This is a genomic window from Actinosynnema sp. NPDC049800 (genome assembly GCF_040656635.1).
Classification (GTDB): Bacteria; Actinomycetota; Actinomycetes; order Mycobacteriales; family Pseudonocardiaceae; genus Actinosynnema.
Genome location: NZ_JBFAMT010000038.1, coordinates 1 through 14,811, shown reverse-complemented (window position 1 = coordinate 14,811; position 14,811 = coordinate 1). Strand labels below are relative to the sequence as shown.

General features: G+C 70.2%; 9 protein-coding genes. 2 read left to right on the top strand and 7 right to left on the bottom strand.

The genetic code is table 11. The features are described 5' to 3' along the window. Positions 1 to 32 precede the first annotated feature (32 nt). A complete protein-coding gene (locus tag AB0I91_RS31290; RefSeq protein WP_498771472.1) occupies positions 33 to 803 on the top strand; it encodes a deoxyribonuclease IV in 771 nt (256 codons plus the stop codon). Positions 804 to 826: 23 nt separating this feature from the next. Then, a complete protein-coding gene (locus AB0I91_RS31285) occupies positions 827 to 2,209 on the top strand; it encodes a glycosyltransferase family 87 protein (RefSeq protein WP_499640208.1) in 1,383 nt (460 codons plus the stop codon). Position 2,210: 1 nt separating this feature from the next. Here the strand turns inward: AB0I91_RS31285 and AB0I91_RS31280 are convergent, their stop codons facing one another. From AB0I91_RS31280 to AB0I91_RS31250, 7 genes are all read right to left on the bottom strand, one after another. Beyond that, a complete protein-coding gene (locus tag AB0I91_RS31280; RefSeq protein WP_499640206.1) occupies positions 2,211 to 3,806 on the bottom strand; it encodes a glycosyltransferase family 87 protein in 1,596 nt (531 codons plus the stop codon). 90 nt (positions 3,807 to 3,896) lie between these two features. Continuing rightward, positions 3,897 to 5,078: a hypothetical protein gene (locus AB0I91_RS31275; protein ID WP_498771478.1), complete on the bottom strand. Its 1,182-nt coding sequence runs from the start codon at positions 5,076 to 5,078 to the stop codon at positions 3,897 to 3,899. A gap of 64 nt (positions 5,079 to 5,142) precedes the next feature. Beyond that, positions 5,143 to 5,592: a hypothetical protein gene (locus tag AB0I91_RS31270; protein WP_499607714.1), complete on the bottom strand. Its 450-nt coding sequence runs from the start codon at positions 5,590 to 5,592 to the stop codon at positions 5,143 to 5,145. Continuing rightward, positions 5,589 to 9,362 carry a golvesin C-terminal-like domain-containing protein gene (locus AB0I91_RS31265; protein ID WP_498771482.1) on the bottom strand — a complete coding sequence of 1,258 codons (3,774 nt, stop codon included), beginning with the start codon at positions 9,360 to 9,362 and terminating at the stop codon, positions 5,589 to 5,591. The genes AB0I91_RS31270 and AB0I91_RS31265 overlap by 4 nt, the downstream gene beginning before the upstream one ends. A gap of 129 nt (positions 9,363 to 9,491) precedes the next feature. Next, the gene (locus AB0I91_RS31260) at positions 9,492 to 9,995 is read right to left on the bottom strand and encodes a hypothetical protein (RefSeq protein WP_498771484.1); all 504 of its coding nucleotides are present in this window, start codon (positions 9,993 to 9,995) and stop codon (positions 9,492 to 9,494) included. Further along, positions 9,992 to 10,960, bottom strand: coding sequence for a S8 family serine peptidase (locus AB0I91_RS31255; RefSeq protein ID WP_498771486.1), 969 nt, complete (start codon positions 10,958 to 10,960; stop codon positions 9,992 to 9,994). The genes AB0I91_RS31260 and AB0I91_RS31255 overlap by 4 nt, the downstream gene beginning before the upstream one ends. 22 nt (positions 10,961 to 10,982) lie before the next feature. Beyond that, the gene (locus tag AB0I91_RS31250; protein ID WP_499640204.1) at positions 10,983 to 14,297 is read right to left on the bottom strand and encodes a hypothetical protein; all 3,315 of its coding nucleotides are present in this window, start codon (positions 14,295 to 14,297) and stop codon (positions 10,983 to 10,985) included. Positions 14,298 to 14,811: the final 514 nt, after the last annotated feature.

Here is a 14,811-nt window from a genome sequence, read left to right as displayed (position 1 = left end):
TGCGTTTCGGCGCCCGACTACCCTCCACACCCATGCGAATCGGGGCCCACGTCCGCGACGACGACCCGCTCGGCGCCGCCGTCGACCGCGGCGCCGACGTCGTGCAGTTCTTCCTGGCCGATCCCCAGGGGTGGAAGGCGCCGAAGCCGCACCCCCAGACCGAGGGACTGCTGGCCTCCGACCTGGACGTCTTCATCCACGCGCCGTACCTGGCCAACGTCGCGTCGCTCAACAACCGCATCCGCATCCCGTCGCGGAAGATGGTGCTCCAGCACGCCGAGGGCGCGGCCGAGGTCGGCGCGAAGGGCCTGATCGTGCACGGCGGGCACGTCGCCAAGGGCGAGGACCCGGGCGACGGCATCGCCAACTGGCGCAAGATGTTCGAGCGCCAGGCCGACAGCGGTGGCTTCGCGGTCCCGATCCTGATCGAGAACACCGCGGGCGGCGAGAACGCCATGGCGCGGACGTTCGACATGCTCGGCAGGCTGTGGGACGCGGTCGGCGAGTTCGGCGCGGGGTTCTGCCTGGACACCTGCCACGCGTTCGCCTCGGGCGAGGACCTGGTCGGCATCGTGGACCGGGTGAAGGCCATCACCGGGCGCATCGACCTGGTCCACCTCAACAGCTCCCGCGACGAGTTCGGCTCCTCGCGGGACCGGCACGCCAACATCGCGTCCGGCACCATCGAGCCCGAGCAGCTGGTCGCGGTGGCCGCCGCCGCCGGGTCGCCGGTGCTGGTCGAGACACCGGACGAAGGGCAGGCGGCGGACATCGCGTTCCTCCGCGAGCACTTGGGCGGCTGAGCGTGACCCGGGAGGTGGTGGCCGTGGCGGAACGCGCGGACGCCGGGTCGTCCCCGCCGCGGTTCGGCCGGGTGGCGCTGGCCGCGGTCGTCCTCCTGTGCGGGCTGACGATGTTCGCCGGCTTCCTCAACAAGGACCGCTGCACCGGACCGGAGTTCGACCAGTGGGGCCGCAGCGCGCCGGACTACGAGCGGCGCAACAAGGCCGAGGTCTGCTACTCCGACATCCAGCACCTGTGGATCGGCCGTGACATCGACCGGCACGTCTTCCCGTACGTGCACGGGGGCATCAACAGCAAGGGCGTGCTGGTCGGCGGCGTGGTCGAGTACCCGGTGCTGACCGGGCTGACGATCTGGGCGGGCGCGATCCTCGCGGACGACGACGCCGCGTTCCTGCTGTTCTCGGCGCTGCTGATGGCGCCGTTCGGGTTGGCCACCGGGTGGTTGCTGGGGAAGTTGAGCCGGTGGCGCGCGCTGATCTGGGCGCTCGGCCCGCCGATGGTGCTCTACGCGTTCCACAACTGGGACCTGCCGGTCGTGCTCTGCGCGGTGGCGGCGGTGTACGTGGTGCACCGGGGCTGGGGGCGGCGCGAGCGCCCGCTGGTCGACCGCGCGGTGGCCGCGTCCGTGCTGCTGGGCCTCGGGTTCGCGTTCAAGATCTACCCGGCGATCTTCGTGCTGCCGCTGTGCCTGTACGTGCTGACCGGCGGTCCCGGCGGCCGGTGGCTGCCGCGCGGCGCCCGGTACGACCTCGCCGGCGCGGTGAAGGTGGCGCTGGCGTCCGTGGTGACGGTGGTGCTGGTCAACCTGCCGTTCGCGGTGGCCGGGCTGGAGGGCTGGAAGGCGTCGTTCGCGTTCCAGGGCCTGCGGCGGGTCGACATCACCACGAACTCGATCTGGTTCTGGTCGATGCGGCCGTTCCTGTCCGACGGCGTCATGCAGTCGCTGGTGGCAGTGCTGTCGCCGGTCGGGATCCTGCTGTCGTTCGCGCTGGCGTGCGGGCTCGGGTGGCGGCGGTACCTGAGCGAGGGCAGCTACCCGTGGGTGCCCGTGTCGGCGGCGATGCTGTGCGGTTTCCTGTTGCTGCACAAGGTGCACTCGCCGCAGTACACGTTGTGGCTGGTGCCGATGTTCGTGCTGCTGCGGGTGGACTGGGGCTGGGTGGCGGCGTACTTCGTGGCGGACCTCGCCATGGGCGTCGGCATCTTCCGCTGGTTCTACGCGATCGAGTTCGGCGAGCCGTCCGGGATCTACGACGGGTTCTCGGCGCAGGCCGTGGTGATCGGGGTGTGGGGCCGGGCGGCGCTGCTGGTGGCGTTGTTCTTCGTCTTCCTGCGCTCCGAGGTCACCTTCACCGACCACCTCCTGCCCACCCGCCGACGTCCGGCGCCCAGGACCCCCGCGTAGGTCAGCCGCCCACGCCGGCGGGCACCGGCGCGTCGTCCCGGCGGCGCCGGCCGAACCGCAGCGCGAACCGGTCCGGCGCGCCGTCGATGAAGCCGCCGCACGGGTCGTCGTCGCCGGCCTGGCGCACCTTGTCCAGGGCGGGCCGGTAGATCTCGCGCACGATGAACCCGCACAGCACGATCACCGCGACGTCGCGCGCCACCACCGCGCCGAGGAACCAGTCGATCGGCAGGCCCTTGTTGTCCACGCCCAGGTAGAAGAACATCCGGGGCACCCAGACCAGTGCGTCCACCGTCATCCACACCAGCAGCAGCTTCCACCGCGGCAGCGCCAGCACGGCCAGCGGCACGAGCCACAGCGAGTACTGCGGGCTCCACACCTTGTTCGTCAGCAGGAACGCGGCCACCACGAGGAACGCCAGCTGCGCGAACCTCGGCCGCCGCGGCGCGGACATCGCCACGAACCCGACCGCCGCGCAGCACACCAGGAACAGCACCGCGCTGACCGTGTTCAACACCTCGGGCGCCTGCCCGTGCGGCAGACCGGGGTCGAAGCCCGGCCACCCGGTCCACTGCGCGACCACGTTGTAGAGCGAGTCGGGGTCGACGCCGCGCTCGGTGTTCAGCCGGAAGAACTCGCGCCAGCCGTCCGGGTAGAGCCACGCGATGGGCGCGTTCACCAGGCCCCAGGTGGCCAGGGTCGCGCCGAGCGTGGTCCACCCGGCCCGCAGTTTGCCCGCCCGCCAGCACAACAGCAGCAACGGTCCGAGCAGGAACAGCGGGTACAGCTTCGCCGCGCCGCCCAGCCCGAGCAGCACGCCCGCCAGCACCGGCTTCTTGCGCGCCCACGCGAGCATGCCCGCCGTCGCGAACGCCGTGGCGAGCGTGTCGAAGTTGGTGAACGCGTGCACGATGACCAGCGGCGACACCGCCACCAGCACCGCGTCGTACGGCCGTCGCCTGGCCAGTTGCGCCACCGCGAAGGCGGTCACCAGCCACGCCAGCGCCAGCCACAGCGCGGTGATGTTGAAGTACACGATCACGGTCATCGGGTTCGGCAGCCACCCGGACGAGGCGATCACCGTCCAGCCCTGCGCCATGCGCGCGTTGAGCAGCTGGAACATGCCCGTCAGCACGGGGTACTCCATGTACCGCACGTGCGCCGTCGGCTTGCCCTCGTCGTCCACCCACGAGGTCTTGTAGGGGAACGTGTCCGGCTTGTCCAACCGCTCCGCGGTGTACAGCGGCACCGTGTCGGAGTAGCACATCGCGGTGAACTGCTTGCTGCCGCGCCAGTCCAGCTGCACCACGCCGTTGTCGTCCACGTACTGCTGCACGCACGGCGACTTCTGGAACCACGCCAGCGCCAGCGTCACCACCGCGAACAGCAGCACGACCCGCAGCGGCGTCCAGAACCACTGCCGCCCGACCGACGCGTGCCGACCGACCGGTCCGCCCAGCGGCTTGCTCGCCGCCCGCGCCAGCGGCTCGGTCCACGTCGGGTTGACCCGCTCGTCGGGGCTGAGCGAGTCGGTGTCGTCGGCGTTCGCCTGCGAGCCGTCGGGGGTCGCCTGCGAGTGCTGCGAAGGGCTGGCCACGGTGACGGATGCTACGGGCAGGGGTCAACGGGCGTTGTGAGGTCGGGGTGGGCCCGCCACGAATCCCCGAGGTCGTGGCGGGCCCGCGGGTCAGCTCGCAGGCCAGAGCACGGCGTGCGCCACGAACCCGGGCATGACCGCGAGGCCGACCGCGGTGCCGCCGTCGTTCGCCCCGTACACGCTGGCCGAGGTCGCACCGGACGGTGCGCCGAGGTCCTGGGCGACGCCGGCGGTCCAGCGCACCGGGCGGTCGGTCTCACCGGCCGAGCCGGAGTTGCCGACGATGGAACCGTCCTCGGCGACCGCCACGGCACGGCTCGACACGTCCTCCGCCAGCGGGGGCAGTTCGGTCAGTTGCCCGGCCGCGTCCCAGGACATCGCCAGGTAGCGCCAGCTGCCGACCACGGCGTTGCCCACGACCACGCCTGCCTCGTTCAGCCCCGTCACGCCGGCGAAGTTCCTGCCCGCCGTGTTCAGCGTGCCGGCGCCGGCGCCGGTCCACAGCACCGGCACCAGCCCCGTGTTCGTCAGGATCGAACCGACCACAACGCCTGCCTCGTTCACGGAGTCCGTCCAGGCGAGTTCACCGCCCGGTGCGCCGAGCTCGCTGATCGTCCCGCTCGCATCCCACCGCACCGCGTGGTTGTCGGAGTCGGGCGTGAACACCGTGCCGACGATGACGCCGGCGTCATTGATCGACGTCGCTCGATCGGAGATGATCGGCAAACCTCCCGGCACGAACGGGCCGCCGGGAAGCACGCCCAGGTCGGTCACCGTGCCGTCGGCCGCCCACTTCACCGCGTGTGACCGGCCGTCCGCGGCGAACGAGTGGCCGACCGCGACCCCGGACGCGTTGACTTCCGACACTTCGCCCGTGATACCGCCGGGCAGCAGCGACAGCGCGGTGATCGCGCCGTTCCCGTCCCACCGGACCGGCCGCCGCTGACCCGACAACCGTGCGACGCCGATGATCGCGGTGCCCGTGTCGTTGATGTCGACGGCGGTGCTCCACGTGCTGCCCGCCAACGTCCCGAGCTGACTGATGGTGTGGTCGGCGCCCCAGCGCACGGCGTGCGTCTGGCCACCGGCCGTGGTCGCCTCACCCACGATCACACCGGTCTCGCTGATGTCGACCGCCTTGCTCTCCGTTCCGCCGGGCAAAGTGCCCAGGTCGATCGGCCCGGTCGTGTCGGCGCCGGCGGGTTGGACACCCAGCAGCGCGACCCCTGCCGCAGCGAGCACTCCCGCCACGAAGACCCTGTTCTTGCGCACGCCAAATCCCCCTACTGTCGTTCGTTCGGTGAAAGCGCGCCGTCCCACCGCAGGACGGCGACGACTAATCGGTGAGTCGGACGGTTCGGTCGAACGTGCCGAACCCCGGCGCCGCCGACGGCAGCGAAGCGGCGCACTCCACGTCCGCGGCCTCTACCACCGGTTCCGGGTCCAGGCGTGCGGTGAACCGGACGCACAGTCGCACCGATCGGCTTTCGGCGGTCCACCCGCCGCCCGCCTGGCCCTGGCCGTAGTACACGACGTCCAACTCGAACCCGGTCGGCGTGGTGCGGCTGCCGAAAACCCGATCCGGGTCGCCGGCCACGGCTTCCGCCAACGCCGCCCCGGGGCCCTGGCCCCGCGTCCTGCGGACGGTTCCCTCGACCCGATCCCGACCGCGTTCCGCGTCGTCGCGGGCGTGGCGGGTGGCGTAGTCGAACGCCTGGTCGGCCTCGGAGGCACAGCCGGCGGTGGTGGCCGCGACGGCGGCCACCACCAGCAGGCCGCGGATCACAACCCGAGCTTCCGCAGCGCGGAGGTGAACACCTCGCCGTACAACTGGAAGCCCTCCCTGGTCGGGTGGAAGCTCTCGGAGGGAATGGCCAGCAGCGGGTCCGAGTCCGTCTTGGTCTCCACGATCGCGTTGATCCGCGCCGGTGCGCCGCACGCGCCCTTGCCGTCGAAGGCGGTGTACGGGTCGGCGAACACCATCTCGATGCCCTCGTTGCGCAGGTCGATGGTCATGCTCGTGTAGGCCACGGTCAGCACGTCCCCGATCTCCTTGAACCAGTCGATCGTGCGACCCGAGAACAGCGCGTCGCAGAGCACGTCGTGCTCCAGGAACTTCGGGTAGCCCATCAGCACGATCTTGGCGTTCGGCGCCCGCTTGTGGATCTCGCGGATGGTGGTCGCCACCGACGGGATCACCTTGTTCCGGATCAGGGCGGGCTCCGCGTCCTTCAGCGGCACCCCGTTGTCCTCGTCCAGCACCTCGTCAGGGCAGTCGAACAGGTAGGTGAGGCACGACTTCATGATCTGGGTGAACCGCGCGTCGTTCCCGCCGACGGACATCGTCACCAGCGTGGTGGACTCGTCCAGGAAGCCGCGGTCCATCTGCGACACCTCGTGGTAGAAGGACCGCCCGGTGTTGCCCCAGGCGTCGACGGGCTTGGGCTCACCGGCGGGCACCGTCTCGAACGGCAGCACGTGGTGCGTGCGCGCCCCGCTGCACGCCAGCAGTTGGTAGTCCATCGTCGGGTCGTTGTAGAAGTCCGCTATCTGCCCGATGGTGTTGCCCGCGTACTGGGCGAGCTTGCCCTGCCGCGACCACGTGTGCGGCGAGCGGTGGCAGGCGTTGCGCAGGTTCTCGTCGTCGCCGTAGACGTTGGTCTCCCGGTAGTACGCGGCGTTGCCACCCGCGCCCTCACCCGACGAGTAGGAGTCGCCCAGCGCGACGACGACGTTCGCCGGCTTCTGCGCCATCGGCTGGAATGCGACCGCGTCCCAAGCCACGTCCTCCGTGCCCTCGCCGTCGAGGGTGGTGGTGGACAGCCTCACCTTCGGCGTGCCGGAGAACTGCATGACGCCCAGCGACACCCACTTGTTGGCCTCGGTGCGCTGCAGGACGACCCGGGTCTTGGTGGCGGAGCCGGTCTCGACCTCGTACTTGGCCTGCCTGGTGTGCGCGCCGTGGTCCGGGATGTGCACGAGGACCCGAGCCCACCCGGTGAGCGGCCTGTTCAACGTCCACGTGCCGGTCACCTTGCTCATGTTGCCGGCCGGATCGTCCCTGCGGGTGTGACCGAAGTAGAAGTGGTTGTCGAAGGCCGCGCCTAGCTGATGGAAGTCGATCTTCGCCGAGGGCGTGGAGAACTGGAGCTGGAAGCTGCCCTGGCTGGTCCAGTCCCTGGTGCAGCGCCGGTTCGGGTCGGCCCACTTCGCGGGCAGGGCGGCCGCGGTGGCGGGCAGGTCATCGATGATCAGCGCGTTCGCGGGCAGGGTGTCCTGCGCGCACCGCGGCGGGTAGTTGGCGCCCCACGCGGGCGCGGGCTCCACGTCGTAAGTGAAGTTCCAGACACCGCAGGTCTGGTCGCAGTCGGCCTTCCAGGTGGCGGGCAGGTGCCACCAGCACTTCAGGTCGCGCTTGCCGGTCTCCGGGTTCTTGTGGTCGCACGGCCCCGGCGGTTCCGGGTCGTCACCGGGACCGGGCAGCACCGACGGGTCGTCGGGCACCCACGCCTGGCCGCGGTAGCAGTCGTTCTGCGGTGTGCAGAACAACTCGACCGGGGGCTTCACGTTCTCCCGGTTGAGGTTGCCGTTGCTGCCGGCCGCGTTCCACCAGGCGGGTGCGAAGCCCGGCCCGGTCGGCGTGGCGATCGAGTGGGCCGCCCAACCCATGACCTTCTCCGGGTACGGCCACCGGTTCGGGTACTTGGCGTCGGCCTGGGTGAACTCCAGGAACGGCAACCGGTTCGCCGGGTAGCGGGGGTTGATCGGGTTGTTCGTCCAGCCGACGCCCCACGGGGAGCCGTCACCCTTGTCCGCGTTGAAACCGGAGTTGTAGGCCCAGACCGCGAGGAACCAGTTCTCGATCTTGCGCGGGCTGCCGTTGTTGACCACCATCCCCGCCGCCCGGGTCTGGTTCCACTTCTCCTGCAGGATCTGCAGGCCGCGTGCGATGTTCGTCTTGTGGTCCAGCGCGATGGCCCGCTGCTGGGCCGCCGGGAGCGCCGGCGCGAACGTGCCCTCGCGGCCTGCCATGCGCATGCCGTCGGTGACCTGGGTGATGCCGTACCCGCAGTCGGCGTCGTCCCAGTTGATGGCCCAGTCGTCGTCGTCCTCTTTGTTGTAGATGGCGAGGCCGAAGTAGTTGCCGATCAGCGGGTTCGCGGGCACGCCGGGCAGCGCGAACCGGGCCGCCTGCCACAGGTTCGACTCCTGCGCCATGATGCCGAGCAGGATCTGCGGCGGCACCTTCTCCCCGCCGATCAACGCCTTGGACGGGAACATCGCCTGCGCGCCGTCGGTGTTCTCCAACGTGCCGAGCACGGCTCGGTCGGCCGCCCACTCCGCCTGCGCGGGCGTGGGCTGCGTAGCCATCGCCGACGCGTCGCCGCGGGGGATGGCGCAGGTGCGCTCGGCGTCCACGGGGTTGGTCAGGTCGGTGGTCGCCGACAGCTCTCCCGCGGATCGGCCGGACTTCGGGTTCGGCTCGCGCCCGGTCGCGGCGTGTGAGCCGACCGCTCCCCGCGGGTTGACGGTGAAGCCGACGCGCGCACCCGTGGCGAGGACCTTCAGGTCGATCTTCGCGCGACGGGCGGCCGCCAGGTCCTTGCCGGGCGGCTCGGCGTACTCGGACCTCTCCACGGCCACCCGGCCCGCGGTCGACACCGCGGCGTCCCGGGACACGTCGAGCTTGACCACCGATGGCGGCAGCGCGCCGACGGTGTCGGCCTTGCCCGTCAGGAATACCGCACCGGCCTTGCCGGACGTGACTCCGAGGTCCTTGAGACCGCCGGTGGCCAGGGTGGACACCTTCGCCCGCGGGTCGGAGGGCAGCGCCCGCCGTGCCCGTACCCGGTCACCGAGGCGTTCCAGGAACACCACGCCGCCGTCGGCGTCCGGCTGCAGCATGAAGGGCGACCCGGTCGTGACCGCCAGGCGGTGGGCGCGACCCTTGTCGTCGACCTTCACCAACGTCGATCCGGCCGCCGCGACGACGCCCGCCGCAGTCGGCACCGCGGAGGTCACCTGTCCTTCGACCTCGACCGGCGCGGCCGCCGTGGACGTGCCCGCCTCGAGCCTGGTCAACCGGGTCCGGCCCAGGTCGTCGCCCTCCTCGGTGAGCACGGCGGCCTCACCTGTGCCGCAGCCGGGGTTGAAGTAGGCCAGGCTCGACCGGACCGGCAGCTTGGTCACCACACCGGTGTCCAGGTCGACCGTCGCGCTGAACCCGCCGCGGCCGGCCAGCTTGTCCTTGTTCGTGAAGATGCGCGGTGCGTACACCACTACCGCGCGCTTTCCCGACTCCGTCACGCAGGCGTTGCCGATCCACTGGTCGGAGTCGAAGCCCGGTTCGGACAGGGTCGCCGCCGTGCGCCACGTGTAGCCCGTGGCGGCGTCGGCGACCAGGAGGTGGAAGCCGTCCGCGTCACCGCTGGTCGTCCACGCCCGGTCGGTCGACTGCTGCCAACCCCGTCCGAGCAGGTGGTCGCGTTCACCCGGATCGGTCGTGTGCTGCGCCCGCGGCTCAACCGGTGTCGCGGGCGCCTGCGGTCGGGACACCGGTTGGGCGGTGGCGCCGATCGGGGCACCCGAAGCCAGCAGTGCCAGGGATATCAACGATGTGCCTAACATGCGTCGTGCACGTCTCTTCGGCATGGTTTTCCGTTTCGAATCCGGTGCGCCGATCGGTCAGCGCGGCGAGGTGACCCAGAATCCTTCGGTGTGATCGTTCATGAGATCGCCGACGTAGTAGGTGTCGCCGTCGTACCGGGCATGTCCTTCGAAGGGGTCGTAGGCCACGGCGAACGCCACCGTGGTCCAACAACCGCCGTGCACGGTGAAAGACGAGATGCGGTCCTTCCAGGCGGGGAAGTTGTTCTCGTCGAAGTAGAGGAGGTAGCCTTCCGCGTCGCAGGTCCCGGCGTACCCGTACCAGGTGAACTCGCCGTTGCTGCCGTCCCAGTGCCAATTGTCGTACCACGTCATGAGCGGTACCGCGGCCGCTGAAAGGGCTTTCAGCTCCTGGGCTTCCGGGTCGGTCGAGCAAGCGGTCCGAACCGGGTCCTTCGGCGTCCTCCCGGTCACCGCGACGCAGTGTTCCTCAACCGGTTCGGCTTGTGCCGGACCGCTGAGCGCCGCTATCCCGAAGAGTGCGGCAGAAATAGTGCCCATGATCTTGCCGGCTGGTTTCACTTTCGATTCCTTCCGATTGGTGTGGTGCTCGGTCGGCGTGCCGACCGCGTGCTGCGGTCCCGCATCCTCTTCGCTCTTCGTCGGATCAGGACCGATCCGACGAGCAGTGCCGCGCAGACCCCGGCCGGCGCACCCAGCGAGGTGCCGGACGCGGCCGGTGACCGAGGTGGTGGGCCGGCCAGCGCGCGAACCGGATCGACGACGCCGAACCCGTACTGAGGATCGCGGCCCGGCGGTCCGGCTTCCCGAGCCGTCGTTTCGAGCAGTTCCGCCACTTCCGGCGCGGTCAGTTCCGGGTACCTCGCCCGGACCAGCGCCGCCGTGCCCGAGACGATCGCGGCGGCGTAGCTGGTGCCGCTGCGCTCCCCCCGTGAGGTCGCGATGTCCACACCCGGCGCGGCCAGCGCGATCTCCGGTCCGGACACGCTGACCTCCGGGCGGAACAGGCCGTTGCGGTCCACCGCCGACACGGCGAGCGCACCGGCGGTGCGGGCCAAGGCGGTGACGCCTTGGTCAACACCGGTGTTGCCCGCCGCGACGACCACCAGCACGTCCCGCTCGGCCGCGTACCGCAGCGCTTCGCCGTACGAGCCGTACGAGCCGCCGAGCGACATGTTGATCACCTGCGCACCGCGGTCCACCGCCCACCGGACGGCCGCGTCGGCGTCCGCGCTGTTGCCGGTGAGCTTCACCGGAAGCACCTCGGCCTCCGGTGCGACGCCGTGGCGGCCCGCGACCAGCGCCGCCACCTCCGTGCCGTGGCCGACGAGGTCGCGGCCCCCGGTGCCGAGATCGGGGAACTCGGCACCGGGCAGCACCCGCCCGGTGAGGTCCGGGTGGTCGTCGTCGACTCCTGTGTCGATGACGGCGACCGTCGCCCCGTCACCGCGAGAGGTCGTCCAGGCTTCTGCCAAGCCGAGCTGACCGACCCAGAACGCCACCACCGCCACCAGGACGGCGACCACGGTTACCTCACTCCCGACCAGGTCACCAGCTGTACGCCTCCTCGATGCCGTTCCTGACCTTGGTCAGCACGACCGGCGTGCCCTCGCCCGCGTTGAGACCTTCCGGGAAGAGGCACGACGGCTCGACGTAGTGGCTGCACACGCCCGACGTCTGCGGCATGTTCATGTCCTTGCCGTTGGCCCACAGCGATTCCAGGTCGGTGAACGGGTTGGGGCCGCACTGCCTGGTCTCGGCGAGGTACCGGTTGTTCGGCGCGTCGAACTTCGGCGCCAGGCACAGCCCGGTGGCCCGCTGGATGATCCGGTACTCCTTGCGGTTCTCCGCGTTGGTGTTCGGGACGTAGCGGACCAGCCAGTCGTCGCTGAAGTTGCCGGTGCACTGCCGGTGCACGACCGGCGCCGGGTATGCCGTCGTCGTGGCCGTGAGGCAGTTCTGGGTGATCAGGTGCACGAACCGCGAGATGTAGTCCGTGCTCTGCTGGAACCCGTCCTCGGGACTGAACGCGATCGCGTCGAACGCCACGATGCGACCGGTCGTCCCGTCACCGGTGAGCGTGCTCAGCGTGACCTTCGGGATGTTGTCGAAGTCGAACTTGCCCAGCGGCATCCACTGGCCGCGGTAGTCGTGCTGGCTCTTCGTGACGGTCTGCTTGCCCAGCGCCGTCTCGATCTCGTAGACCGCCGCCGTGGTCTTCGTGGAGCCGTGCGGTGGGATGTAGGCCCACACACCGGCCCTGGTGCGCATCTTCTGGCTCAGCGTCCAGTCGGCCGTCGTCACGGCCTTCAACTCGGTGGGCGTGTTCTGCTTGGTGTGGCTGATCCACGTGTGCCCGCCGAACCCGCTGCCGAGCTGGTGCAGGTCCACCCACGCCGCCGGCTTGTCGTAGCGGAACGCCATGGTGCCCGTCGACGTCATCTGCGTGCAGGCCGGACGCCTGGTCGGGGCGCCGTGGTCAACCACCAGCGTGCGCGTGCTGACCGGGCCCTGCGCGTCGCACTGGGGCACGTAGCTGACGCCGTTCGCGGGCTCCTGCGAGTAGTCCGGCCAGTCGTACCGGATGAACTCGTAGCCGCACGTCGTCGCGCAGTCGGTCTTCCACGTGGCCGCGTCGTGCCACCAGCAGCGCAGGTCGTACTGCCCGGCGGCGTTCTGGTGCGCGCACGGCCCGGTGTCCCGCAGCGGGTCGTCGTCCACGTCGGGATCCGTCGGCGTGAACAGACCGCCGGGCACGCACTGGTTGGCGCTGGTGCAGAACAGGAACCGGTCGGGCTTGACCTTGTGCCGGTTGTACGCGCCGGTGCCGGGCGTGCTCACCGGGCCGTCGCCGCCGTCCCAGTTCGCCGGCCTGAAGAAGGGCACTTCGGTGTTCTCGTCCTCAAGACCCCACGGCGGGTTGGCCGCGAAACCCATCACCTTCTCCGGGTAGGGCCAGAACTGCGGGCGCGCGAAGTCGTGCGGGTCCTCGCCGAAGGGCTGTCGGTTGGGGTCGTACTGCGGGTTGGCGGGGTTGTTGCCCCAGCCGAGGCCGTGCGCGCCGTTCGTGTTCGGCTCACCCGGCGGGTGGTAACCGGAGTTGTAGGCCCACGCGGCGAAGAACCAGTTCTCGATGCTGGTGACGTCGTTGTTGTTCACCCTCATGCCGGCTGCCTGGAGCTGGTTCCACTTGTCCTGCAGCAGGGCCAGGCCCGCCGCGACGTTCGCCGCGTAGTCGGTGCCGATGGCGAGCTGCTTGTCGTAGGACAGCGCGACCTCGCCGGGACGGGTGCGCCCGGCCGTGCGCATGCCGTCGGTCATCTGGGTGACGCCGTAGCCGCAGTCGGCCTCCGTGAAGTCCACGTTCCAGTCGTCGGACTCGTCGCCGTTGTAGACGTCCACCCCGTAGTAGTTGCCGATCAGGGGGTTGCCGGTCTCGCCGGGCAGCGTGTGCCGGCTGGCCTGCCACATGTTCGACTCCTGGCCGATGATGCCGAGCATGACCTGGGCCGGCACCTGGCCGCCGTTGGCGTTGGTCATGGCGCGCTGCGGGAACATCACCTGCGGCCGGTAGTTGCCCTGGTGACCGCCCCAGCCCGCGGGCCGGAGGACGTCCAAGTGGTTCTTCACCGCCATGTCCACCGCCCACTCGACCTGTTTGGGCTTGGGCTGGATCACCTGCGTCTGCCCGTCGTTGCGAGGCACCGCGCAGGTGCGGTCGGCCTCGACCTCGCGGGGTTTGAGCACGTCGGCGGGGTTGACCCCGAAGGCCAGGTCGCGGCCGGTCTTGAGGCTCTTGGCCCGGATGCTCCAAGGCTGCGACTCGACCTGCACCGGCGACTTGGTCGGGGCCACCCCGGTGACCGCTGCCTCGGCGTTGGTGGACACCGCCGAGCCCGCGGGGAGGTCGAGCTTGGTCACGACCGCCGGCAGCGCTTCGAGCTTCGCGTCACCGGTGATGAACACCCTGCCGCCGGTCGCGGTCAGGTCGACCTCACCGGTCGCACCCCTGGCGAGCAGGGACGTCTTGCCGCGCACGCCGGTCGAGCGCTGGACGTTGACCGCCTCTTCGCTCTCCGCTGCCATGAACACGACGCCGCCGTCGGCGTCGGCCTTGAGGTGGAACGGCACGCCGGCGGTCTTGGCGATCCGTTCCTTCGTGCCGTCGCGTTCGATCTTCAGCACGCCGGTGCCACCGGCGACGGCGAAGCCGTCCCGCAGCGGGACGGCCGAGGTGAACTGACCGGTGACCTCGGTGCGGTCGCTCACCTTCCCGGTGGTCGCGTCGACGGTGCGCAGACCGGTCTTGCCGAGGTCGAGGTCGGCGGCCTGGGTGAGCGCGACCTCCTCCCCGAGGCCGCAGCCGGGGTTGTAGTACGCCAACGTGGTGCGGACCGGCAGGTCGGTGACCGCGCCCGTGACCAGGTCGACGACGGCGGTGAAGCCGCCGCGGGCGGACAGCTTCTCGTCGTTGGTGAACGTCCGCGGCGCGTAGACCACGACGGCCTTGGTGCCGGAGCCGGTGACGCACGCGTTGCCGATCCAGGTGTCGGCGTCCACCGCGGGCTTGACCAGCGTGGCCGCCGTGCGCCACGAGTAGCCGGTCTTGGCGTCGGCCACCAGCACGTGGAAGCCGGTTCCGTCGCCGGTGGTCGTCCACAGCCGGTCGCCGGACGACTGCCAGCCGTTGCCCAGCAGCTCGCCGCGCTTCTCGGCGGCGACCACCGGGGGTTCGATCACCGCGACTTCTCGCACCGCGTTCCAGTCGGGGTCGGTCGCCGGCGCGGCGGCGCCCGGTGGGGCCGTTGCCAACGCGGCGATCGCGATTGTCGTCGCGCACAGCGGTGCCAATTTTCTTCGCACGTGTCCATCGCTCCGTTCGATCAGTGCCTGATCTTTTTGAACGTGGGGAATTAATTCGGGCGCACTCGCCATGCGGATGTGCCGAGTGCACATCCGCATGGCGTGGTGTATTGGCGGGGATCGCCGCGCTGCGCAGGCGACCTCGATCGAGGCCGCCTGATTTCGGTCCGCGGTGCCGGCTCAGTGGTTTTGCGTTCTACCGGTCGATGTGGCGAATAGGCCGAGAATGGCCGTCGATCCCGATCACGGTGCCCCCTGGCGTACTGAATGCCCGGCACGAGCAAACTACACAGATCAATGCACGGTCAATGCATCGGAACATGGCGCAGATCACATGCGTCCATTTGTGTGACGGCGAGAATGTCCGATAAGCCGGCCACGTGGTCTGATCGGGTGAAATAGAGCGGAATGCAAAGGAGGGGTGGGGGGGGGCGGGCCCCCCCCCCCCCGGGGGGGGGGATTGGTGGTCACCCCGGGGGTGTTTGGGAGAGGCCACCGGGGAAAAACACACACC